We start from the raw sequence: 21401 nt of genomic DNA, 5'->3' as shown, positions 1-21401 counted from the left end.
TTGTGATAAACTCTCAGCCAGAGAAAATAAAAAGGTACTAAAAATGACTAAGCTGCGGGTGGGACTGCTGTTTGGGGGTCGTTCGGGGGAGCATGAAGTTTCAATTAGTTCAGCACGAGCGATCGCCCGTGCCTTAAATGTAGAAGAAAATGCTCACAAATACGAAATATTGTCTTTTTACATCCAGAAAAATGGCTGCTGGTTAGGGGGAGAACTAGCACAGCAGATTCTAGAAACTGGTATTCCCCAATTAGAAACCCAAAACTTGAACCCGTGGCGATTACCTGACCAAGTAACAGAAGTAGATGTTTGGATTCCCATTCTGCACGGTCCCAACGGAGAAGACGGTACTATTCAGGGGTTGCTGACATTAATGCAAGTTCCCTTTGTGGGTTCTGGGGTCTTAGGTTCGGCTGTAGGTATGGATAAGATTGCCATGAAAATGGCTTTTGAGCAAGCCGGATTACCCCAAGTGAAATACAAGGCCTTAACTAGAGCGGAAGTTTGGTCAAATCCCTGTGTGTTTCCCAAACTATGCGATGAAATAGAGTCAGCCTTAGACTATCCCTGTTTTGTGAAACCTGCTAACTTAGGTTCATCAGTGGGTATTGCCAAAGTGCGATCGCGTTCAGAGTTAGAAGCGGCCTTAGATAATGCTGCTACTTATGACAGACGAATAATTGTGGAAGCGGGTGTAGTTGCTAGAGAAGTAGAATGTGCCGTATTAGGTAATGATCAAACTAAAGCCTCCATTGTAGGAGAGATTACTTTCCACAGTGACTTCTATGATTACGAAACTAAATATACTGTAGGTAAGGCAGATTTATTAATTCCTGCACCCATTCCAGATGGTGTGAGCCGCCAAATCCAAGATATGGCCTTACAAGCCTTTGCAGCTGTGGATGCTGCTGGGTTAGCAAGGGTAGATTTTTTCTTTGTGGAAGCTACCGGGGAAGTATTAATTAACGAAATCAACACCTTCCCAGGCTTTACTGCTACCAGTATGTATCCGCAGCTTTGGGCTTATAGTGGTATACCCTTTGCGGAATTAGTAGACCGGTTAATTCAATTAGCTCTAGAAAGGTATAAGGTTTAAATGATAAAAATATAATCAGATATAGTCAGATGTAATCATTTATGGGATATTTTGGGAATGAAACTATCTGACTACCCTAAATCAAAGGGAATAAATTACCAGACTGCTTGGAGGATGTGGAAACGTGGTGAACTTAAAGCTACTCAGCTTCCTACAGGTACAGTCATCGTTGATGTACAAAAAACCTTTGAAGGAGTTGTGATTTATACGAGAGTATCTACTGCTGAAAATAAAAGCAATTTAGACTGAATTGCACACCTGGCTACTGATACCTGATGTCTAAGCCTCCACTACAATCATGAACTAGAGGGGCGTAAGTTGAAACTAACCATGGAACATAGTCACAGTAGACAGTATGAGGCGAGGCAAATCAGAAGACCGGGAAATAGGAAATCAAAATTAGTCGATAATTTCAACATTTTTATCTATGTGCTGATACGTCATCCAGGGTTATTGTTGACTGGGTTGTTCACAATCCTCATAGGAATTACCGCCTTAGCTTTGTATAGCTTGGGTGATGTTGGTAGTAAACATAAGGTAGAGCCACTAGAAATACCGGCTGTAGTGGCCAAACCAATGACAAGGCCTTCCGACAAGAACAATCCTACACCTTTATGGATGGTAGCGGCCATCGCCCTGAGTTGTGCCAGTGGTTGCTTAATGATTTTGCGACTAGTCAATCACCAGGTATCAAGAGCGGACAAACCCATCACTAGTCCAAGAGCAAAATCAAGGATTTTAAATAGTTCACCTATTGTTGCACCACTCGAACCCAGGCTAAGGAAATCAGATACACCGGAAACGGTTCTAGCATCAGAAGATATGCATCCACTGGATAAAAGGCAAGAAATTTTGGCAGAGTTGATGGATATTCGTCAAAAAAATTCTTGGTCGGCAATTTTATTGTCCAAATCTCAACCTGGTTCCTAAGTTGATCAAATGTGAGCTTTGTCCATAATCCCAGGGGTAACCAATAGCCATGATAACAATCTAAAAAACTGCCAAAATGGCAACCATACTGAGATTTAGTGGGTTAGATTAAAGAAGACAAAAACAAGACGGGTTCTATTAATTGGGATTATCAAGAATAAACTTACCTTGATAAAGGATAACGGTTTTAATCAATAGTTTTGGTATTTGTCGCACCGGGAATATTAAATATATCCGCGTTGTCACTGTTATATACATTAGCCCCCTAAATCAATGACAGTGCTGATAAATATTCCTGAACACTACAGCAGCAAATACCAGAGTGAGAGGTTCAAGGCGATTGGTATGCCTTCTCTCACTCTTTTTTTTTCGGTCAAAAATTTGTCTTGTGCAAAAAATCAAGAATAGCTGCATTGATCACCGCTGAGGAACCAGTCGCAGCATCATGACAGCAGTTATCTAAAATTCTTAGCTGGGAATGAGGGATAGATAGATGTAACTTTTTACCATGACTGAGGGGGAACCAACTATCTTGATCTCCCCACATAATCAGTGTGGGACATTTAATATTACCTAAATTATTTTGAATCTGACTGAGCATATTAGGTTTATTAAGTTGCCAGTTCTCTATTTCCTGTGCTGCTATTTGTAACTCCTCAGCGACTTTGACAATAGTCCCAGGAAACTCAATAAATGGATAGGTTATCCAATACACATCTTCTTGTGTCAACAGTGATGGGTCGAAAAGCACTCCACGCCTTTCTATAGCCATGATTTCTCGTAATATAGGGGCAAATAGATAAGCTAAACGCAAAGAGTCTATTGTATCTAATACTTCTATTGGCGTTTTAGCAAGTATCCACATTGCCCAATGGGGTAACCGTTCGGTGAAAATAGGTACATTGACAACTATTAACCGCCCCACTAATTGGGGATTGTGTTGAGCTAGGGCCAGGGCTACTAATCCCCCTAAAGATTCTGCTACAATGGCGGCGGGTTGATCACATAAAGCCTGAATAATTCTTTCTAACTCAATAACTTGATGACCGTTCTGTTCTCTACGTAACCGAGGTTTTTCCGAAAAACCATAACCTTTGGCATCAAAGCAAATGACTCGAAAATGTTTAGATAATGGAGCAATACTATGGCGCCAATTGTAGCTCCAACTACCCATACCGTGTAATAAAAATAATGGCTGACCATTACCTACTTCACCATAGGCAATTTCTACGGGATGTCCATGTGTATCACTAATAATGAGAGTTTGTCTACCTTGAGGAAACGTAGCCTGCCACCAATCTTTCATTCCTTTATGCATAAGTTGTTTAAGGCATTCTCATTATTATCATGGGAATGCTATTAAGACAATGGCATGAAAATATAGATTTTCCTAATTTTTGCAGATGTGCTGAGTTATTTGTGGAAAAATATCAGCCTATGGGCTAATGAATAAACCTACTGACAAATCAAATAGGAATGCTAAAAATTTTGGTATTTATTTGCTCCGAGGTAGAGTCAACTGTAAATGTTCTTCCAATAGCTTGATATTATACTCATTAGCTGTCCAGGCGAAATCAAATAAGTCTCCCATGATGGGGACAGTACCTACTAAGCCATCGATGATCACATTCAAGACCATTCTGCTTAACATACCTTTAGGAACACCTATTCTGGCGGCTTCGATAACGATGTAACTAGCCAGGATGACTCCCAAAATGTCGCCACCAATGGGTAAAAATCCCACAAGGGGATCTAAACCAATGTGAATTGGGGTTCCGGGAATGGTGACAACTTTATCAAGGATGCGACTCAGCTGACGCAGCCGTTTGAGTGTGAGTGCTTGAGGGTCGGAATCAAGATGGGAAAGCCGTCGATAAGAATCAGGCATGGAGGCGATCGCTTATTTGAGGTGAAATTTTTACTAGTGTATGGATTTTGCGATTATTTGTCGATATTACTACTGGCGGCTATCTGGATGATTTTAATGTAAGTTGGATTACCGCCCTAGGTTGAGATTCTGCTCCTGTTTGCCAGTCTATGCGATCGCTGCTAATTTGCCATTGTAACCCCAAATATTCTATCACTGCTTGCGATCGGTCTAGGACAAGTTCCGCTAACTCATTTTCTCTCTGATTAATGATCATTTGTAGGTTTAAACCGGGCTGCTGCTGTAAAATTTTACCTGCACGGTCTAATAATTGACGGTCATCTGACCTAATTTCTGATTTCTGATTCTCAAAAGATATAGCCCCTAAAGAAGTAGCTACTCTCTGCATACTCACCTGAACAGACTGATCATCTAGGAGACTTCTGACGCTATCGGCGACTAAAGTTTGAGCATCTCTATCAATATCCCGTTCACTGAGATACACCACCCGGATGCTTAAAGGCGCAACTGGACTAGTAGTTAACTCGTAATTAATCATTTTTGCTGGTGGGGGAAGCCGCAAATCAAGCAATGCAGATTGAATTTCCTGCACAAAAATTGATTGTAACTGGGCGATGGTTAACACTGGTTCAGGGGGTTGTTCCTTTGGTACTGGGCGTAAGAGTTCATTGGATGCGGTGGGAATTTCCACCAGCTTCAGCGCTAATAATTCTTGAGGTCTTCCCAAGCGGGAAGCTAAGATTTGAATATAACTATCCTGCTCCTCTGCTGAATATTGCTGACTTGTAAACACCTGAAGTTGAATTGTCAGCTTATCCTTTTGTTCTGAAGTCGAGATGTTGCTAATGAAAGAACGTGCTTCACCATCGGCAAAAGTAGCAAAGTTTTTCTGCCACACATCCTTTGCGGAACTACGAATACGATTTTCCTGTTGCTGGAGAGCAATTTCCCGTCCGAGTTGACTCAGGGAACGATTGAGCGGGAAAATAATCGCGCCAATGGTGATAATTATTAACAATAGTCTGCCTGGAAGCGAGCCAATTTTGCCCAGTTTGCTATAAGCGGGTACTTTTTCCAACCAATTCTGCACCCAGAGACTCTCTGGATGTGTGTTACGCCATTCCCTAACTCTTTCTCTTACCTGATGATTGTCAATATTTAGTCCCAGAAACACCAGCATGGCAGTAAAGGTAATGGCTACCAAGTTAGTGAAAAAAAGTAAGCCGCCACCACTAGCTACCTGTATTCCTTGGACGCTATTGAGGCTGATAGCCACCCCAATACCATAGCCGACAACACATAGTGGCGGCATCAAGGCCACGGCAATCGCAACACCAGGAATGGAAGTAGCCACCCCTTTGGGTTCTTTACAAATTGCCACAGAACCCACTGCACCGGAAAACAGGGCGACTACTAAATCCAGAAGATTAGGTTGAGTCCTGGCTAAAATCTCACTGGTAATTTCTTTGAATGGCAGCAATGATACTAGTATTACAGCAAAGGAAATGGCAACTAGACAACTTAATATTAAATTCAGCAGTGAGCGGATGGCTAAGACGACATCACCCGCAGCTAGTGCTAGTCCATTGGCGAGAATACCCCCCATTAATGGAGAAATCAGCATGGCACCAATAATCACAGCGGGACTATTCAGAACTAGTCCTAGGGTAGCAATACCAGCGGAGAACAAAACTTGAATCCAATAACTAACATCGTCCAGGCTGAGTGAACTACATATTTCCAGGTATACTTGCTCTTTACGAGCTTGACCTACTCCCAAGTTGTTGGCAAACCAGTTTCTAAACATATAAAATCCTCATAGCAGCCCCAATCAAAAAGTACCGGTAAGTTAGGCATAATTTAAGTGTGTTATCATTCTATGGTATATTTATATGCTATTGAAAAATAATTATCTCATTACCAACAACTGGGTTACGGGCTATAAGCTTGTCTTGGGAGTCAATAATTTCTAGATGGGTAAAATCAAGTTCTTGAGAGCGTTGTAATATTTCCCCAGCTAGTTGCTTTTGTTCAGATTCTGGGAGATTGTACCAATCATCATTAATTTTGACAGTCAAATTACTAGTACGGAAGTTAGCTTGTATTGATTGTATTAAACCAGATGCAAAGCGATCGCTAATTTCGGCTACTTGATTTTTAATGGCTGCAATCAAGGTTTCTTCTGGTGTCAATTTTAAGATGGGTATTGGTTGTGGTTCCGGTATGACTTCCGGGGTGGGTATTGCTTCTGGTTCCGGTATGACTTCCGGGGTGGGTATTGCTTGTGGTTCCGGTATGACTTCCGGGGTGGGTATTGCTTCTGGTATGGGTGCTGGAACTTCCGGTGTGGGTATTGGTTCTGGTATGGGTGCTGGAACTTCCGCAACCGGCGCAACTGTAGCTACTTCAGTTTGATTTTGCATAAAGATACTTACAGTTGACCACATTACCGCCACAGTGATCATGGCTAAAATTCCGCTCAAAACTGCATCTGACAAGTTGTTAGACACATTTGATGGTAGAAACAAGCGGACTTGTCTTAAAAATCTATTCCATTGTATTACCAGACCTTGCCAAAAACGGGGTGTTTCTTCACTACCTGGTAGTACTGGAGTCTCAAGTTTAACTACCGCGGTTTCTAAAATTCCAATCGTCCCTCTGATAATTTGGATAATTTTAACTTTCCAAAGGGGTACTTGGGGCGAAGGAGAAGGTTGTGAATTTTGATTGTCTTGTGACATGGAATTTTGACTGCTGCTTGTGCCTTAATGTATCACTTCGTTGATCATGAGTTCTTCGGCTAAACTGACTAGATATTGAGTTTGGTAAGTTTTATGAACCTGAAACGCCGTCAATTCTTATTTTTAGGTACTCTTGGCACTATGGGGACAGGACTTTTAGGCTGGACGCTCACTCGTCCCAATAGCCGAATTAATAATAATATGCCAAATTCAAGAGTATTAGCCACCACCCCACCCAAAAAGGACTTACTATTACGTTTTACCTCCGTTGCGGATACTGGGACTGGCGCTAGAGGTCAGTATAGCGTGGCTGGGGCAATGAATTATTATCACCAAGAAAATCCTTATGATTTAGTGGTTTTAGCTGGAGACAATATTTACAATGATGGCGAAATTGAAAAAATCGGTGCTGTTTTTGAACGTCCTTATGAAAAATTATTGACACAGAATGTAAAATTTCATGCTTGTTTAGGTAATCATGATATTCGCACTGAGAACGGCGACCCTCAAATCAAATATCCCGGCTTTAATATGCAGGGGCGTTATTACACATTTCGCCGCGATGCGGTGCAATTTTTTGCTTTAGATACTAACCGTAATGCTGACTGGGAAAATCAAGTTATTTGGTTAGAACAGGAATTAAGCCGCAGTGATGCACCTTGGAAAGTGGTATTTGGACATGATCCATTTTACTCATCGGGTCACTATGGAGTCAGTCAATCACTAATTAAACGCTTTACGCCTTTATTTAAAAAGTATAATGTGCAGCTTTACATCAATGGTCACGACCACCATTATGAGCGCACTGGTAATATTGATGGTACCACCTATTTAACTACTGGTAGTGGTGCTGGTGTTCGTCCTGTGGGGCGTTCTCAGTGGACAGAACATTCTGCCGAAAGATTGGCTTTTGCTGCTTATGAGGTGTATCCAGATAGAATTGAGGTGAGGGCGATGGGTACTGATAAACGAATTTTTGATCAAGGTGTGATTCAGTTTAAGTCTGTTTAATCTCTGAGTATCTGGTGGCTAATACCCACCAAATAAATTAGCACTATCAAACTTAAAACGCCTTCCTTGCTTCAAGACCAACGTTCTTATAGCTCCTAGGAGGATTGACTTGGCTAAATCCATCAGTCTACTCTTTGTAACTGGGCTAGGTGGGGGTCAACAATTTTCTGCCCCAAACTGGCGAATTTAATCGCTACGGATACCTTATTCCCTTGTCCGAAAATATGCGTTATTTTACCTATACCAAATGCTTTATGTAATACCTTATCCCCAACTTGCCAAGTTTGGGTTGTATAAGGCTTACCGCTAGCTTTGACAGCAGTTTTGCTCTGGGTATGACGGCTTTGATGGTGAGTAGTTAATAATTCTTCTGGTAATTCATTGAGAAATTGCGATCGCATCGCCGGTTCACGAGAACCATATAAACGACGTTCGCGGGCGTATGATATATATAACCTTTCTTGGGCGCGAGTAATGCCAACATAACATAGGCGGCGTTCTTCTTCTAAAGCTGCTGGGTCGTTAATAGAACGGTAATTAGGAAATAATCCCTGTTCTAATCCCACTAAAAACACCACAGGAAATTCTAACCCCTTAGAAGAGTGCAAGGTCATTAAAGATACCGCCTTTTGCCCTGCTTTTAAATTATCCAAATCAGAACTGAGGGCGCTACTTTGCAAAAAGGCTGTGAGGGAAACGTCCTCACTTTCTTCTTGAAATTGGAGTACGGCGTTATAAAGTTCCTGAACGTTTTGAATTCTATCTTCGGCCTCATCTGTGGCTTGGTTTTTCAGGTCTTGAGTATAACCAGACTGCTCTAGCAGTTCTTGTAAAAGTTGGGAAACTGAAACTGTTGCGGCTTTTTCCTTGCAGTTGTTAATCATTTGAGCAAAGTTATTCACAGCTTTGGCCGACCTTCCCGCCAATGTATTAACTGATGTTTCATCACTGAGTATTTCCCACAAGGTTATCCCCAGTTCTTGAGAGGCGTTAACTAAGCTTTCAATGGTGGTTTTACCAATACCGCGCCGGGGAGTATTGATGATTCGCAGTAAACTAACTGTATCAGCAGGATTGGCGATCGCTCTGAGATAAGCTAAAACATCTTTGATTTCTTTGCGATCATAAAACTTCATTCCTCCCACAACAGTATAAGGAATTTGATTCCTGACTAAAAACTCTTCAAAAGGTCGTGATTGGGCATTAGTCCGATAAAGAATCGCAAAACTACCCCAGTCTAACTCAGGATTTTGCTGTTCTAAACCAAGAATTTGCTCAATGACAAACTGGGCTTCCTCAATTTCATTATCTGCTTTATGACAATAAATTTCCTCACCCCTTCCTCGGGTGGGTTTGAGGACTTTATCAATACGTTGAGTGTTATTCTCGATTAATTCATTAGCTGCTTGCAGAATATTCTCACAAGAACGGTAATTTTCTTCCAGCTTCACCATGGAACGGGTATCATCATCAGCTAAACCATCACCGAAGTCTTGCTGAAATTCTAATAAAATAGTGAAGTCAGCCATTCTGAAGCTGTAAATAGACTGGTCTGCATCACCCACCACAAACACTGAGCGGTTTTGCCATTCCCATGCACTCTTGTTCTCTTCACCATTAGTCACTAACAAGCGAATCAAATCATACTGAGTGCGGTTAGTATCTTGATATTCATCTACCAGGATATGGCCAAACTTACCATGCCAGTAACCTAAAACCTGCTCGTTTTGCTGAAACAATCTTGTAGGGACGAGAATTAAATCATCAAAGTCGAGAGCGTTATTTTCTGCTAACTTATCTTGATAACAATTATAAACCTCGGCGATCACCCGCCCGCGATAATTGGGTTGTTGCCGCTCAAACTCGCGGGGTGAAAAGCCTTGATTTTTAGCGTTACTGATGGCATAGCGCACAGAGCGCGGGTCAAATTTCCTATCGTCTAAATTTAGCTGTTTGCTGACAATCTCTTTAACTAGACTTTGGACATCGGATTCATCAAAAATCGAAAAATTACGAGTCCAAATCCGTCCTTTTTCATCTTGGTATTTCTCAATATCAAACCGGAGAATCCGAGAAAATAAACTATGAAAAGTCCCACACCACAAGTCTTTAATGGTATTTTTATAGACTTGCGATCGCAACTGCATTTGCTGGTATTCTGTCAACACCTCAAATTTTTGGCCATGTTGTTTCATCGCCAAGTCTTGAGCAAATAGCGTTTGAATGCGTTCCTTCATCTCCCGCGCAGCTTTATTAGTAAAAGTAACCGCCAGGATATTCTCTGGATGAACACGGTGTTTGAGAATCAGGTTAGCAATGCGATATGTCAGCGCTCGTGTTTTACCCGAACCTGCACCAGCAACAACTAATAGCGGACCACAATAGTGTTCGACGGCTTGACGCTGACTGGAGTTAAGATGGCTAAGAAAATCAGTAGTTGTTGTCATAGCCGTGTAGGTAAATCATTGACTACTTGCATATTAGCAGAGTATGTGAGCCATAAGATTTTACCTACCTGCCTTAATCTTGCATAGTCAGTGGTAAGTGAACAGTGAAAGTAGATCCCACTCCGGACTGGCTTTTAACAAAAACCTCACCACCCATCATCTGGCAAAAGTGGTGGGTAATTGCTAAACCCAATCCCGTACCACCATACCTTTTTGTGGTTGATGTGTCCCCCTGTGTAAAAGGTTTAAATAATTGTTGCTGTTGAGTCTCAGACATCCCAATTCCTGTATCAGTGACGCTGAAAGTAATTATACTAAAAGGACTATCTGGGAGTACGTATGTCTTTTCCCGTTTGACGTTTAAGGTTACCTTACCATTGGTGGTAAACTTAGCAGCATTACTGAGTAAGTTTAATAATACTTGCTTCATCCTCGTGCGATCTGCGTACATTGTACCCAGTTCCTGATCACAATGCACTTCTAGGATATTCTGATTTTTGTCCATAGCGGATTTAACTGTCAGAACCACATTATTGATCAGCGCCGCAATGTCGAATGTCTCTGGGTAGAGAGTCATTTTCCCTGCTTCAATTTTTGACAAGTCCAGGATGTCATTAATCAGTTCTAGGAGATGTCTACCAGCCAAATTAATGGTTTCTAAGTCAGTGATAAAATCTGGAGATAAATTTAAATCTGTGGCGTCATCTTGCAGCAGTTGACTCAAGCCAATCACGGCATTTAATGGGGTGCGTAATTCGTGGCTGACGTTGGCTAAAAATATGCTTTTGGCTCTACTTGCAGCTTCGGCTAATTCTTTAGCTTGTTCCAGTTCCTTTGTGCGTTCAGATACACGTTCAATTAATCGATTTAGGGACTTGGCTAATAAGCCAATTTCATCTTCAGTGGTGACGGGAGCGCGTAAATCAAAATTAGATTTTCTTGCCACTTGTTCAGCTACTTGAGTTACAGTAATTACTGGTTCAGCGATCGCGCGACTAGTACGCCAAGCAATAATGGCCGCAGTGACCACTGATACCAGCATACTCATAATCACAATAAACCTCTCAACTTTTTTAGCCTGCTCTACGTCTTGTTGCCTTGCTTGTTCTTGGTTTTCGGCAATTTTCAGGATATTAGTTAATCTTTGTGAGAGTTGGTCGAGCTGCATGGCTGTTTCACCAGCCATGATTTTTAATAATTGTTCTCGTGTAACTGCAATCTTTTGTGGTTCAGGGTCAATGTCCTGTAAGACAGTCTCTATTTCATTTAGGTATGATGTTAAGCTAAGACCATAGTCATGTAATAAAACTTGTAAGTTATAACTGTTTGCCGCTAATCTATCGGGCTTTCTGTCTATATATTGGGCAATATCCTGCTCTAAACTCTTAGCTGTCTTAACACTTTGCAAAAATTTGGTTTTTTTATTGAGTAATCGTTGTGAATTTTCCAAGACCGCCACTAAATTGGAGCTATAGAATTGTGCATCTAATACCGCATCCTTATAATTTGTAAGTAGTTGTCTTTGTTCTTGGGCTTGATTGAATTGTCTGATTTCTCTTCCTCTGTAGTAATTGGCAATTACTAATCCAGTAAGTGCGCCAAAAAAGCCAATTCCGATGGCTACAAAATAACCATAACCAATCTTTTGATGTATGCGCCAGGAACTGGCTTTGAGTTTCCCCTGTGAGGGAAATTCTATAGTTGGGAGTTCAGTCAAAGGCTCTTCTGCTGGCACTTTTTTGCTTTTGGAACTGCTATTAAGAGGAATTGGTTTTTGAGTTTGCATTGATCAAATCTCCTGAACCTCCCGCCAATATAACCCCATCAGCCTTGCTTTTAAGATCACATTTATTCATGATTAGCATTTGACATGATCTTTTGTCATAGAATAAGGAATTAATGACTAGATAATTATCAAGGATAAATTATTTTACGAAGATACAAAAATCCCTGATTAGTCCAGCTTCCTGACCACTATACCAGTTCTCACCTGAATCAGGTATACCTATAGATTGCCTGGTGTAACCATAGAACAGATATATACACAAAGTAGGGGGGTTTGTGGATGTCATGCTTAATGGTTGATCATATCTGTTAACCCGTCCCTAATGACCGCTGGGTACACAGATAATTACGTTATTTGTGGCAATATTAGGACTATTGGCTGTATGCCTCCTATATTAGCTCTAACTCTTAGAAATGCACAGAGTTAATCTAGGTTTTTTGATGGGGAACCTAGAAAACCCAGTCCCATTGCAAGGGTTATATGGCTATCTTGACACTGTTGCTACAGTCTTTAGTGGACAGCAGCGGAAAGCGACTGTGTTACTAGCTGCTTCAACAATTCAGCTTTATCGGTGCGCTCCCAAGGCAAATCTAAATCATTCCGCCCAAAGTGACCGTAAGCTGCGATGTCCTGATAAAAACGTCCGCCTCGTTCACTTGGTAAGTTACGTAGATTGAAAGTATCGATAATCCCTGCTGGACGTAGTTCAAATTGGTCTTTGACTAATTCCAGTAAAGTTTGATCATCCACTTTCCCAGTACCGAAGGTTTCCAGAAAAATGCTCACTGGTCGCGCTACACCAATGGCATAACTTAGCTGAACTTCACACTTTTGAGCCAAACCAGCCGCGACAATATTCTTGGCCATATAGCGAGCAGCATAAGCAGCAGAACGGTCTACCTTTGTGGGGTCTTTACCGGAAAAAGCGCCGCCGCCATGACGGGAATAGCCACCGTAGGTATCAACAATAATTTTCCGTCCTGTCAGACCAGAGTCTCCTTGGGGTCCACCAATGACAAATTTGCCAGTGGGGTTGACTAAGAAACGTGTTTTGTGATCTGGCTTAATGTCAATGTCACCAAAAACAGGTTTTACTACTGCTGACCAGAGGTCCTGTTTAATTTTGGCTTGTATTGCCACTTCCTCGGTAATTTCATTGATAGCTTCTGTGTGCTGAGTCGAAATCAGAATAGTGTCAATACCTACCGGATATCCGTCTTCGTAGGCCACAGTCACTTGTGTTTTGCCGTCGGGGCGGAGGTATGGCAATTCACCTGTTTTGCGAACTACTGCCAGTCTGCGAGCAATCCGGTGAGCAAGACTTATGGGTAAGGGCATCAGTTCTGGTGTTTCGTTGCAGGCAAAACCGAACATTATACCTTGGTCACCCGCGCCAATTTGATCGAATAGTTGATCACTAGCCTGCTGGCGTGTTTCTTGGGCGGTATTAACACCCTGGGCGATGTCGGGTGATTGTTCATCTAAAGCTATGAGAACACTGGCGCTGCCCGCAGAAAAGCCATTAACAGCATCTATGTAGCCAATTTCGGCTATTTTCTTACGGGCAATGTTAACGTAATTCACATGGGCTTTACTAGTAATTTCACCAGTTATTAGCACCAAACCAGTATTAACTACTACCTCAGCTGCGACACGACTGCTGGGGTCTTCTGTCAGTAAGGTATCTAGGATAGTATCAGAAATCTGATCGCATATCTTATCTGGATGACCTTCGGTAACTGATTCGGAGGTAAATAAATAACGTCTAGACAAAGAGCATTCCTCCTGTTCCAATAGTTGTTACTGGCTAAATTTTGGTTATTTATTTAGTTCAGCAACTAATGTATGAAATCATAACAATATTTATGCACTCAGCAGTTAGTATTTGATTTATTTTTTTCAAATTACACATTGACGTTAAGTACTCTATGAGTACGATAAGATTTGCTTGGGTAGTCAGTAGTGATTAGTTATTGAGGGTACATACCCCCCACCCCATGGCTACCCTAGCCAAGCTATCTTAGGTGTCGTTAAGGAATAATCACTGCTACCACATAGCTGGTGAACTGAAATATTTTGCTGATACAAGAAAGGGGGAAACCCAGAAGTACCCCCGAAACATCCGACACAGCTAAAGACGACTTAAACTTGAACTGCCAGTTTAGCTTCTTTTGCTGTTAACCGCTCGTAGACGCTACGCATTTTCAAACCTGCCAGCACTTGGAACAGCCCAGTTCCATTGTTGGAACCTGGATACTCACGGTGTTGGAGTAGCAAGTGAGTCATCTCACCTTGATATTTGGTGGATGTTTTACTCAGATGGGTTTCGATATAAATAACTTCATCAAGGTTGTCAAATTGACCGTCTATTTCTAATACAGAAACGTAACGTCCGTAGTAAACATCGGATCCATAGTATACTTGCATACCAGGATACGAGCAAGTGAGTTTCCGTCCGCAAGGTGTCCAGTTAATGGTTGAACCTTCATCAAACAAGTAGGTTGGTTCAAATCCTTCCTTGTCTTCACGTTGGAGCATACGTACCCGTAGGACTTTGCGCTCAGTATCATTTTTAATCAGGTTCGTGGGGAGTACTTGCAGCACCACATCAGCGAATTCTCTTTGTGGCTCGATGAATTTTTCAAAATCGGGTTTACGAGAATTGATTTGAGCTAAAACGTCTTCGTAGCGATGTCCCCTTTCTGCCATATCCCGCTGGATTTTCCAGGCAATTTTGACTTCATCACTAATATCGAAATAGACGCTGAAATCAAGTAGCGATCGCACGCGCTCGTCATATAAAGGATGTAGTCCTTCCACAACTATGATGTGATTGGGCTCGACGCGCTCGGGTGGATCGATCATACCGGTTTCGTGGTTATAAATCGGCTTATTAATCACTTGACCTTCTTTGAGCGCTTTGATTTGCTCATACATCAGGTCAAAATTGTTGGCTCTGGGGTCAAGTGCAGTTATCCCAGTTTCTTTACGCTGTTTGCGATCTAGGGAATGATAGTCATCTAGACAGATAACTGTCATGAACTCTTCACCAAATAAATCTATTAAACGACGCAAAAAGGTAGATTTACCGCATCCTGAGTCTCCGGCTACTCCAATCAATACCACGCGTTCGGGTTTAGTTGTCATAAATTTCCTCTAAATACTAAATGTGTCAATCAATATTTTTTCACACAGAAGATTTTGAAACCAGGAGTTGACGCCATTAGTTGATCCTGTGTTCTTGCTACTCCACAGGCATATGAAATATTGAGACGGACATACAACCAAGTTATAGTTGTATTTCATCCGGCTAATATTTAATTACCTGACGGGTAAGTATTTAATCCTAGTGGTGTCCTTGATCTTAACAGAAGTGGGTATTCCACCACAATATTTGCTGTGGGAAAGAATCTCCTGCTTTACAAGCATCCTCATGATTTAGTTATTCATTTTAAATGACCAGGGATCATTCTTAAAACCGTTGCGTGAAAGTTTTACACTTATATTTATTGGGGGGTTCTGGTATAATTTATTTAAGGTGACAATTTTTCTAAATAATCAAATTAGAATTAGCCGCCGGTGATATAATGGGTTGTGCAAGAAGGATCACCAGAGACGTGTTAAAAAATCCTAGTACCGAGCAATGCCGGGAACGGAAATACAGTGAACGTTAATGCCTTGATATAGGCTTGAACAAATGCTTGTGCAGGTAAATCTGGAGAGGGTTTTAGGGCAGAGATAACTGCAAACTAGACAAACCCTGATGTGGCAAAAATCTGCCGCTAAAACTGCCTTTATAGCGGTGAGAGTGTCAAAAGTCATTGTATCTTAGCCCTTGGGCGGTGAAAAGCTATCTCCCTCACAGGGGTAGTATTTCACGAAAAAAAAGATTAAATTGACTCAATATTAACATTATGCCCAAAATTTCTCCTATACCTTAGAAGGTGAACAGGTGTGTTTTTTGCTATCCCTGTATGTCTTTGGTGAGTGATCCTAGTAAGGCATTAGCTGATGATGCCGCTTTCCCAAGGCGTCAGTTTTAGTAACCGAAAATCCGATAAACTAAAACTGGCAAAAGGAAAGAATTTTTGAGAAACGGTTAAGTAAAAATCGGAGTGTGAGAAAGAATGTACAATCAAGGTGCTGTTGAGGGTGCTGCCAATAGAGAATTAGGTAGCCGCGTCTTCGTTTACGAAGTGGTGGGTCTGCGCCAAAACGAAGAAACTGATCAAACAAACTACCCAATTCGCAAAAGTGGCAGTGTGTTCATCAGAGTACCTTACAACCGCATGAATCAAGAAATGCGACGGATCACTCGCCTAGGCGGCAAAATTGTTAGTATCCAATGTGTAAGTGCTCTAGAACAACTGAATGGTAAAGGCTCTCATAAAAGTGCTGAAAACAACCAAGAGTCTGTAGTTACGTCTGAAACATCTGCTAACAGTGAGGGAAATGGTAAAGCCACACCTGTGAATGCAAATAGTGAAGTCAAGGGCTTTGCTAAACCACCAGCTGAAGAACAGCACAAGAAGAAGGACAAGAAAGGTAACACCATGACTCAAGCAAAAGCCAAAAAAGGTGCTGACGTTCCTGTGAACACTTATCGTCCTAATGCCCCATTTGTTGGTAAGTGTATATCTAATGAGCCACTGGTTAAAGAGGGCGGTATTGGTATTGTTCAGCACCTGAAGTTTGACCTGACTGGCAGTGATTTAAAATACGTAGAAGGGCAAAGCATTGGCATTATTCCCCCGGGTGTAGATAAGAACGGCAAGCCTGAAAAACTCAGATTGTATTCCATTGCTTCCACCCGTCATGGTGATGATGTGGATGATCAAACAGTGTCGCTATGTGTCCGTCAGTTAGAGTACAAGCACCCGGAAACCGGGGAAACAGTCTATGGTGTTTGCTCTACTCATCTGTGTTTCTTGGAACCCGGCGCAGAAGTGAAAATCACTGGACCGGTGGGTAAGGAAATGTTGTTACCTGATGATCCTGACGCTAAAGTAATTATGATGGCAACGGGAACAGGTATTGCTCCTATGCGGGCTTACCTATGGCGGATGTTTAAGGATGCAGAAAAAGCTGCTAACCCAGAATACCAGTTCCAAGGATTCTCTTGGCTGATATTTGGTGTGCCCACCAGTGCGAACATCTTATATAAAGAAGAACTCGAGGAAATGCAGGAGAAATATCCTGATAACTTCCGCCTGACCTATGCCATTAGCCGGGAACAGAAAAATGCCCAAGGCGGTAGGATGTATATCCAAGACCGTGTGGCAGAACACGCAGATGAACTGTGGCAATTGATTAAAGAAGAAAAAACTCACACTTACATCTGCGGTTTACGTGGTATGGAAGGTGGTATTGATGAAGCCCTGACAGCTGCGGCGGCTAAGGAAGGAGTAGTTTGGAAGGATTACCAAAAGGAACTCAAAAAGGCTCATCGTTGGCACGTGGAAACTTACTAAGTTAAGTCCATAGTCATGACTCATTAGACTGAGGCGACTAACAAAGGATAAAAGGACAGTCAGTAGGGTGGGTGAATAACCCACCCTAAAATTGTTTTATTGGATAGCTGAGAACAGATTTCTCGGTGCTTGATTTACACGAAGCAGAAAATAGGGTGCAAAATTTGTGGCCGTGAAACTAGGAATATTAGGATTGGGCACTGTCGCCACAGGTACAGTGCAATTACTGCAAGATGTGGTGGGACGTAACCCGTTATTGCAGGAAATAGAAATATATCGGGTGGGAGTGCGATCGCTCGACAAAATCCGGGAGGTAGAATTACCATCCCATGTGTTAACTACAGATTTAGAAGCCATTGTTAACGATCCGGCTGTGGATATAGTGGTTGAGTTAATCGGTGGACTAGAACCAGCGCGATCGCTGATGCTCACAGCTTTAAAGAATGGTAAACAGGTTGTCACTGCGAATAAAGCCGCCATTGCGCGTTTTGGGTCAGAAATTTTTACAACTGCCAACCAATCGGGGGTATATGTGATGTTAGAAGCTGCTGTGGGGGGCGGCATCCCAGTGATTCAACCTCTAAAGCAGTCCTTAAGTGTTAACCGTATTAATACTGTTACTGGTATAATTAATGGCACAACTAACTACATCCTTACCCGGATGCAAACGGAAGGTAGCAACTTCAGCGATGTCTTAGCCGATGCCCAGAGATTAGGTTACGCAGAAGCTGACCCCACCGCTGATGTGGACGGTTTAGACGCAGCAGATAAAATTGCCATTCTGGCATCACTAGGCTTTGGTGGACGCATCAACCTGGAAGATGTCTATTGTGAAGGCATTAGGCAAGTCACCAAGACAGATATTACCTACGCCGAAAAATTGGGATTTGTGATTAAATTATTAGCGATCGCTAAACAATACACAGACTCATCTCCTCTGTCTGTCAGAGTTCATCCCACCTTAGTACCCAAAACACATCCATTAGCCAGTATTAACGGTGTTTATAATGCGATTCTTGTAGAAGGAGAACCAATTGGGCAGGTAATGTTTTTTGGTCCTGGTGCTGGTGCGGGTGCCACGGCTAGTGCTGTGACCTCAGATATCTTGAATTTAGTTGCTGTCCTCAAAACCAGTACAACCAAGCCAAATCCACTATTAAGCTGTGGACACCAAGATTATTGTCAAATTGCCCCCATAACAGAACTAGTGACGCGATTTTATGCGCGTTTCCTGACCAAAGACCAACCTGGAGTGATTGGAAAATTGGGTACTTGCTTTGGCAATTATAGCGTTAGCTTAGAGTCAGTAGTGCAAACGGGCTTTCAGGGAGGACTCGCAGAAATTGTTGTTGTCACCCACGATGTCCGAGAAGGAGATTTTCGGCAAGCCTTGGCAGAAATTGAGAATTTAGAGGCCATTGATAGTATTCCCAGCTTACTGCGAGTGCTGTAACAGGAGACAAGTGGACATTTAATCGAGATATTGCCAATATCACTAGGAACACCTAGATAACTAGATAATATTAAGCAAGATTAGACCCTAAGCAAACCCGAGTAGTAATGTCGAGCCGATATCTTGCCAACTAGTTACCATCCCCCAGATCCTTGACAACGGACTGGGGGAATTGCCACCAGGATTAATTAACCTTCCGGGCTATTTTTGCCGACAACTTGCGATTTTAGAGTGGTGATTTCACTAGTTAGCTCTTTCCGGGTCGAGGCTTTGAGCAAATAGCGATAAACGAACCAAGCCGAGTAGCCAATACCAATCAATTCAAAAGTCGGTGCTACTAAAGGAATATCATTCAAAGAGTCTAATATTGCCAAAAGTACCTTAACCGAAACAATTGCTGCGACAATTAAACCAACACTAACCAAGGGCTGCTTATATTGATTAAAGAAGCTTCCCAAGTACTCGGGCAGTGTTGCTAAAAAACCAGAGATTTGTTCACCGTATTTTTGCCATTGCTCTTGAGATTGCATAGGAGGCTGGAGTTTAGTAATGCTTCCTGTTTGGTTATTAATATCTGGCACTGCTGCCTCTTGAGATTTGGTTTCTGGGTATTCCGGTTCTTGCATTTTCACTCCTATAGATTGAACAGTTGAGTTTATCTAATCCGGACAATGACAACCAAAAGGCTGTTGATTAGGCAATGCACGAGGGCATCAGTACAATTGGTTTGGATCCACAAAAGCTTTGAGTGTCCCATAACCATAATTGCCTCATCAGCTCTACTGCATCAACTACAAGGTAGACAGTCAGCATGGGGATAGAAGTCAGAAAGCGGCAATAGCTCTTAAAATCGGCTTTCTGGGTTCTAGATTTTGTAAATCAGTTGGAATCGTCAGGTTGTGATTATCCCATACCATGGCAGGTGAGCTATTTCAACGTGAAGGCACGAAGCTGCCTATCTTGAGATCCGGGTTCTGACAATCAAATCATGCCAAAATCAGACTACCTCACATTTATACAAGTTTAAAGGCTGATTTTAACTGATATTCAAGCTATCTTAAGCCGCCTTCGTGAATTAACTCATTGAAAATTCATCTTAATATGTAATAAAAATTTTTATGTCTTTAAATACACTTGACATAAAATATATTTTATGGTATTTAAGTTGACGTTATTACTACTCAGAATCATATCAAAGAATAGATATAGCCTTTTTCAGGCTCATGAAGTACACACCAATTCCCTATTCCCTATTCCCTATTCCCTATTCCGGTGTTCGGTGTGTTCGGTGTGTTCGGTGTGTTCCCTCAAACTAAAAAAAATTGTACCTCACGAGCATGGGAAATGCTATAATACCACAGATATTAATATCTGACTATATTTTTGTTATTCCAACTGAATACTGTTGATACTGCGGAGTATCAATTAAGCGCAATTAGTAAAGGCGCTTTCAGTGCGCCTAAGAAAGTTCTTTTATGGACTCTTGAGAAAGCCTCCTATCTTCAGACAGGAGAAGCTTAAAGAGGTGCTAATCCCAGTCGGGGAACATATCTGCCGCATCTCCACCAATACCGATTCCAGTATGATAAATTTCTGCACCAGTGATTACCATGTCATCCATGGATGCACCATAGACATTAGAGTCATAAATCTGAGCGCGAGTCAGATTTGCTCCGTTGAGATTAGCTTCCTTGAAATTAACGTTGGTTAGCAAAGCGGAAGTTAAATTTGCACCCTTCAAATTAGCATTAGTTAAATCTGCGCCTTCAAGATTGACTCCTTCGAGGTTAGCGCCGGAGAGATTTGCACCTCGTAAATCAGCACCAATTAAATGAGCACCTCTGAGGTTAACTCCTGATAAATCGCACTCAACACATTCTCTTGTTAAATTTAGCCTTTGTAAATCCTGGTAATTACCAGCGTTAACTCTGCTAATTATAATTAGGGGAGTTGCTAAGGCCAGAACCGCGAATAGCTGGGTTTTCATATGTTTTCCCCCTCATCCTTCAACTAAATCCGTTCTTTTCCTCACGTTCTTATTATCTCACTAAATTCTCGAAAATTTTGATTTTCATACACAAGTTGATAGTGAGCTTATATAAATGGTTTGGTGATGTGAGACCTAGTGTTAACTAGGTTTTTGGGCGATTACTTAGCCATCAAATCTACTGATTTGGATGATTAAGGTAATGTTAAATATTGTGAATAAGCTGTATTATTTTGTATAGTTTCACAGGGAGTATTAATCTGTCGTTGAATACTAGGAAAATGACAGTGTATAAAATGAAAAAGCAGTATTATAAAGCACTATAAAATCCCTCATATACTAATTTACGAGGATAGAAAGCAAAAGAGGGAGTTTAGCTCCCTCAAGAAATCAGATAATTATTTATAGCCTTTTTCAGGCTCATGAAGTACACACCAATTCCCTATTCCCTATTCCCTATTCCCTATTCCCTATTCCGGTGTTCGGTGTGTTCCCTCAAACTAAAAAAAATTGTACCTCACGAGCATGGGAAATGCTATATTTCAACCGGGGTCAGGAATTACAAACGTTCCTTTGGTAATAAGGCAATAG

At 41.7% G+C, this 21401-nt stretch carries 16 protein-coding genes; 6 read left to right on the top strand and 10 right to left on the bottom strand.

The genetic code is table 11. The features are described from left to right. The first annotated feature begins 43 nt into the window (after window positions 1–43). The 3 genes from NWP22_RS06190 to NWP22_RS06180 all read left to right on the top strand — a co-directional run bounded on the left by NWP22_RS06190 (window position 44) and on the right by NWP22_RS06180 (window position 2026). Window positions 44–1096: a D-alanine--D-alanine ligase family protein gene (locus tag NWP22_RS06190; RefSeq protein ID WP_280801630.1), complete on the top strand. Its 1053-nt coding sequence runs from the start codon at window positions 44–46 to the stop codon at window positions 1094–1096. Between the two features lie 57 nt (window positions 1097–1153). Beyond that, window positions 1154–1345: a hypothetical protein gene (locus NWP22_RS06185; protein WP_271732691.1), complete on the top strand. Its 192-nt coding sequence runs from the start codon at window positions 1154–1156 to the stop codon at window positions 1343–1345. Between the two features lie 81 nt (window positions 1346–1426). Then, window positions 1427–2026 carry a hypothetical protein gene (locus tag NWP22_RS06180; protein ID WP_280793167.1) on the top strand — a complete coding sequence of 200 codons (600 nt, stop codon included), beginning with the start codon at window positions 1427–1429 and terminating at the stop codon, window positions 2024–2026. Between the two features lie 373 nt (window positions 2027–2399). On the opposite strand, the gene NWP22_RS06175 is transcribed toward NWP22_RS06180, so the two are convergent. From NWP22_RS06175 to NWP22_RS06160, 4 genes are all read right to left on the bottom strand, one after another. Then, window positions 2400–3332: an alpha/beta fold hydrolase gene (locus NWP22_RS06175; RefSeq protein ID WP_280801641.1), complete on the bottom strand. Its 933-nt coding sequence runs from the start codon at window positions 3330–3332 to the stop codon at window positions 2400–2402. Between the two features lie 189 nt (window positions 3333–3521). Then, complete coding sequence (locus NWP22_RS06170; RefSeq protein WP_271732694.1) at window positions 3522–3914, bottom strand: DUF4112 domain-containing protein; 393 nt, start codon at window positions 3912–3914, stop codon at window positions 3522–3524. A gap of 79 nt (window positions 3915–3993) precedes the next feature. Continuing rightward, window positions 3994–5721 (bottom strand): DUF389 domain-containing protein, encoded by a 1728-nt coding sequence (locus NWP22_RS06165; RefSeq protein ID WP_271732695.1) that lies wholly within the window; start codon window positions 5719–5721, stop codon window positions 3994–3996. An 88-nt stretch (window positions 5722–5809) separates the two neighbouring features. Further along, entirely contained in the window at window positions 5810–6655 is an 846-nt protein-coding gene (locus tag NWP22_RS06160) for a procyclic acidic repetitive family protein (RefSeq protein ID WP_271732697.1), read from the bottom strand. A 93-nt stretch (window positions 6656–6748) separates the two neighbouring features. On the opposite strand from NWP22_RS06160, the gene NWP22_RS06155 reads away from it, so the two are divergent. Then, the gene (locus NWP22_RS06155; protein WP_271732698.1) at window positions 6749–7666 is read left to right on the top strand and encodes a metallophosphoesterase family protein; all 918 of its coding nucleotides are present in this window, start codon (window positions 6749–6751) and stop codon (window positions 7664–7666) included. Between the two features lie 122 nt (window positions 7667–7788). On the opposite strand, the gene pcrA is transcribed toward NWP22_RS06155, so the two are convergent. The 4 genes from pcrA to NWP22_RS06135 form a co-directional block, all read right to left on the bottom strand. Beyond that, entirely contained in the window at window positions 7789–10113 is a 2325-nt protein-coding gene (pcrA, locus tag NWP22_RS06150) for a DNA helicase PcrA (RefSeq protein WP_280801629.1), read from the bottom strand. A 73-nt stretch (window positions 10114–10186) separates the two neighbouring features. After that, window positions 10187–11899, bottom strand: coding sequence for a sensor histidine kinase (locus tag NWP22_RS06145; RefSeq protein ID WP_280801628.1), 1713 nt, complete (start codon window positions 11897–11899; stop codon window positions 10187–10189). Window positions 11900–12409: 510 nt separating this feature from the next. Further along, a complete protein-coding gene (gene metK / locus NWP22_RS06140) occupies window positions 12410–13672 on the bottom strand; it encodes a methionine adenosyltransferase (protein ID WP_271732703.1) in 1263 nt (420 codons plus the stop codon). Window positions 13673–14041: 369 nt separating this feature from the next. Then, complete coding sequence (locus NWP22_RS06135; RefSeq protein ID WP_271732704.1) at window positions 14042–15046, bottom strand: phosphoribulokinase; 1005 nt, start codon at window positions 15044–15046, stop codon at window positions 14042–14044. A gap of 980 nt (window positions 15047–16026) precedes the next feature. On the opposite strand from NWP22_RS06135, the gene petH reads away from it, so the two are divergent. Beyond that, a complete protein-coding gene (gene petH, locus NWP22_RS06130; protein ID WP_271732705.1) occupies window positions 16027–17370 on the top strand; it encodes a bifunctional rod-capping linker CpcD/ferredoxin--NADP reductase PetH in 1344 nt (447 codons plus the stop codon). Window positions 17371–17536: 166 nt separating this feature from the next. Beyond that, window positions 17537–18823 (top strand): homoserine dehydrogenase, encoded by a 1287-nt coding sequence (locus tag NWP22_RS06125; RefSeq protein ID WP_271732707.1) that lies wholly within the window; start codon window positions 17537–17539, stop codon window positions 18821–18823. 188 nt (window positions 18824–19011) lie between these two features. Here the strand turns inward: NWP22_RS06125 and NWP22_RS06120 are convergent, their stop codons facing one another. After that, on the bottom strand, window positions 19012–19449 hold the full coding sequence (locus NWP22_RS06120; RefSeq protein ID WP_271732709.1) for a CAAD domain-containing protein: 438 nt from the start codon (window positions 19447–19449) through the stop codon (window positions 19012–19014). Between the two features lie 902 nt (window positions 19450–20351). Then, on the bottom strand, window positions 20352–20810 hold the full coding sequence (locus NWP22_RS06115; protein ID WP_271732710.1) for a pentapeptide repeat-containing protein: 459 nt from the start codon (window positions 20808–20810) through the stop codon (window positions 20352–20354). Window positions 20811–21401 lie beyond the last annotated feature (591 nt).

Origin of the sequence: Anabaenopsis tanganyikae CS-531 (assembly GCF_029891675.1) — a bacterium.
Classification (GTDB): Bacteria; Cyanobacteriota; Cyanobacteriia; order Cyanobacteriales; family Nostocaceae; genus Anabaenopsis; species Anabaenopsis arnoldii.
Note: the sequence above shows the minus strand (reverse complement) of the source record. Positions and strands in the feature narration are given on the sequence as shown.

Bases quoted from the DNA above. Each gene is read 5' to 3' on its own strand.
- pcrA (WP_280801629.1), bottom strand. From the start codon at position 10,113: ATGACAACAACTACTGATTTTCTTAGCCATCTTAACTCCAGTCAGCGT.
- NWP22_RS06175 (WP_280801641.1), bottom strand. From the start codon at position 3,332: ATGAAAGATTGGTGGCAGGCTACGTTTCCTCAAGGTAGACAAACTCTC.
- NWP22_RS06170 (WP_271732694.1), bottom strand. From the start codon at position 3,914: ATGCCTGATTCTTATCGACGGCTTTCCCATCTTGATTCCGACCCTCAA.
- NWP22_RS06190 (WP_280801630.1), top strand. From the start codon at position 44: ATGACTAAGCTGCGGGTGGGACTGCTGTTTGGGGGTCGTTCGGGGGAG.
- NWP22_RS06180 (WP_280793167.1), top strand. From the start codon at position 1,427: ATGGAACATAGTCACAGTAGACAGTATGAGGCGAGGCAAATCAGAAGA.
- NWP22_RS06160 (WP_271732697.1), bottom strand. From the start codon at position 6,655: ATGTCACAAGACAATCAAAATTCACAACCTTCTCCTTCGCCCCAAGTA.
- NWP22_RS06135 (WP_271732704.1), bottom strand. From the start codon at position 15,046: ATGACAACTAAACCCGAACGCGTGGTATTGATTGGAGTAGCCGGAGAC.
- NWP22_RS06120 (WP_271732709.1), bottom strand. From the start codon at position 19,449: ATGCAAGAACCGGAATACCCAGAAACCAAATCTCAAGAGGCAGCAGTG.
- NWP22_RS06185 (WP_271732691.1), top strand. From the start codon at position 1,154: ATGAAACTATCTGACTACCCTAAATCAAAGGGAATAAATTACCAGACT.
- petH (WP_271732705.1), top strand. From the start codon at position 16,027: ATGTACAATCAAGGTGCTGTTGAGGGTGCTGCCAATAGAGAATTAGGT.
- NWP22_RS06165 (WP_271732695.1), bottom strand. From the start codon at position 5,721: ATGTTTAGAAACTGGTTTGCCAACAACTTGGGAGTAGGTCAAGCTCGT.
- NWP22_RS06145 (WP_280801628.1), bottom strand. From the start codon at position 11,899: ATGCAAACTCAAAAACCAATTCCTCTTAATAGCAGTTCCAAAAGCAAA.
- NWP22_RS06155 (WP_271732698.1), top strand. From the start codon at position 6,749: ATGAACCTGAAACGCCGTCAATTCTTATTTTTAGGTACTCTTGGCACT.
- NWP22_RS06115 (WP_271732710.1), bottom strand. From the start codon at position 20,810: ATGAAAACCCAGCTATTCGCGGTTCTGGCCTTAGCAACTCCCCTAATT.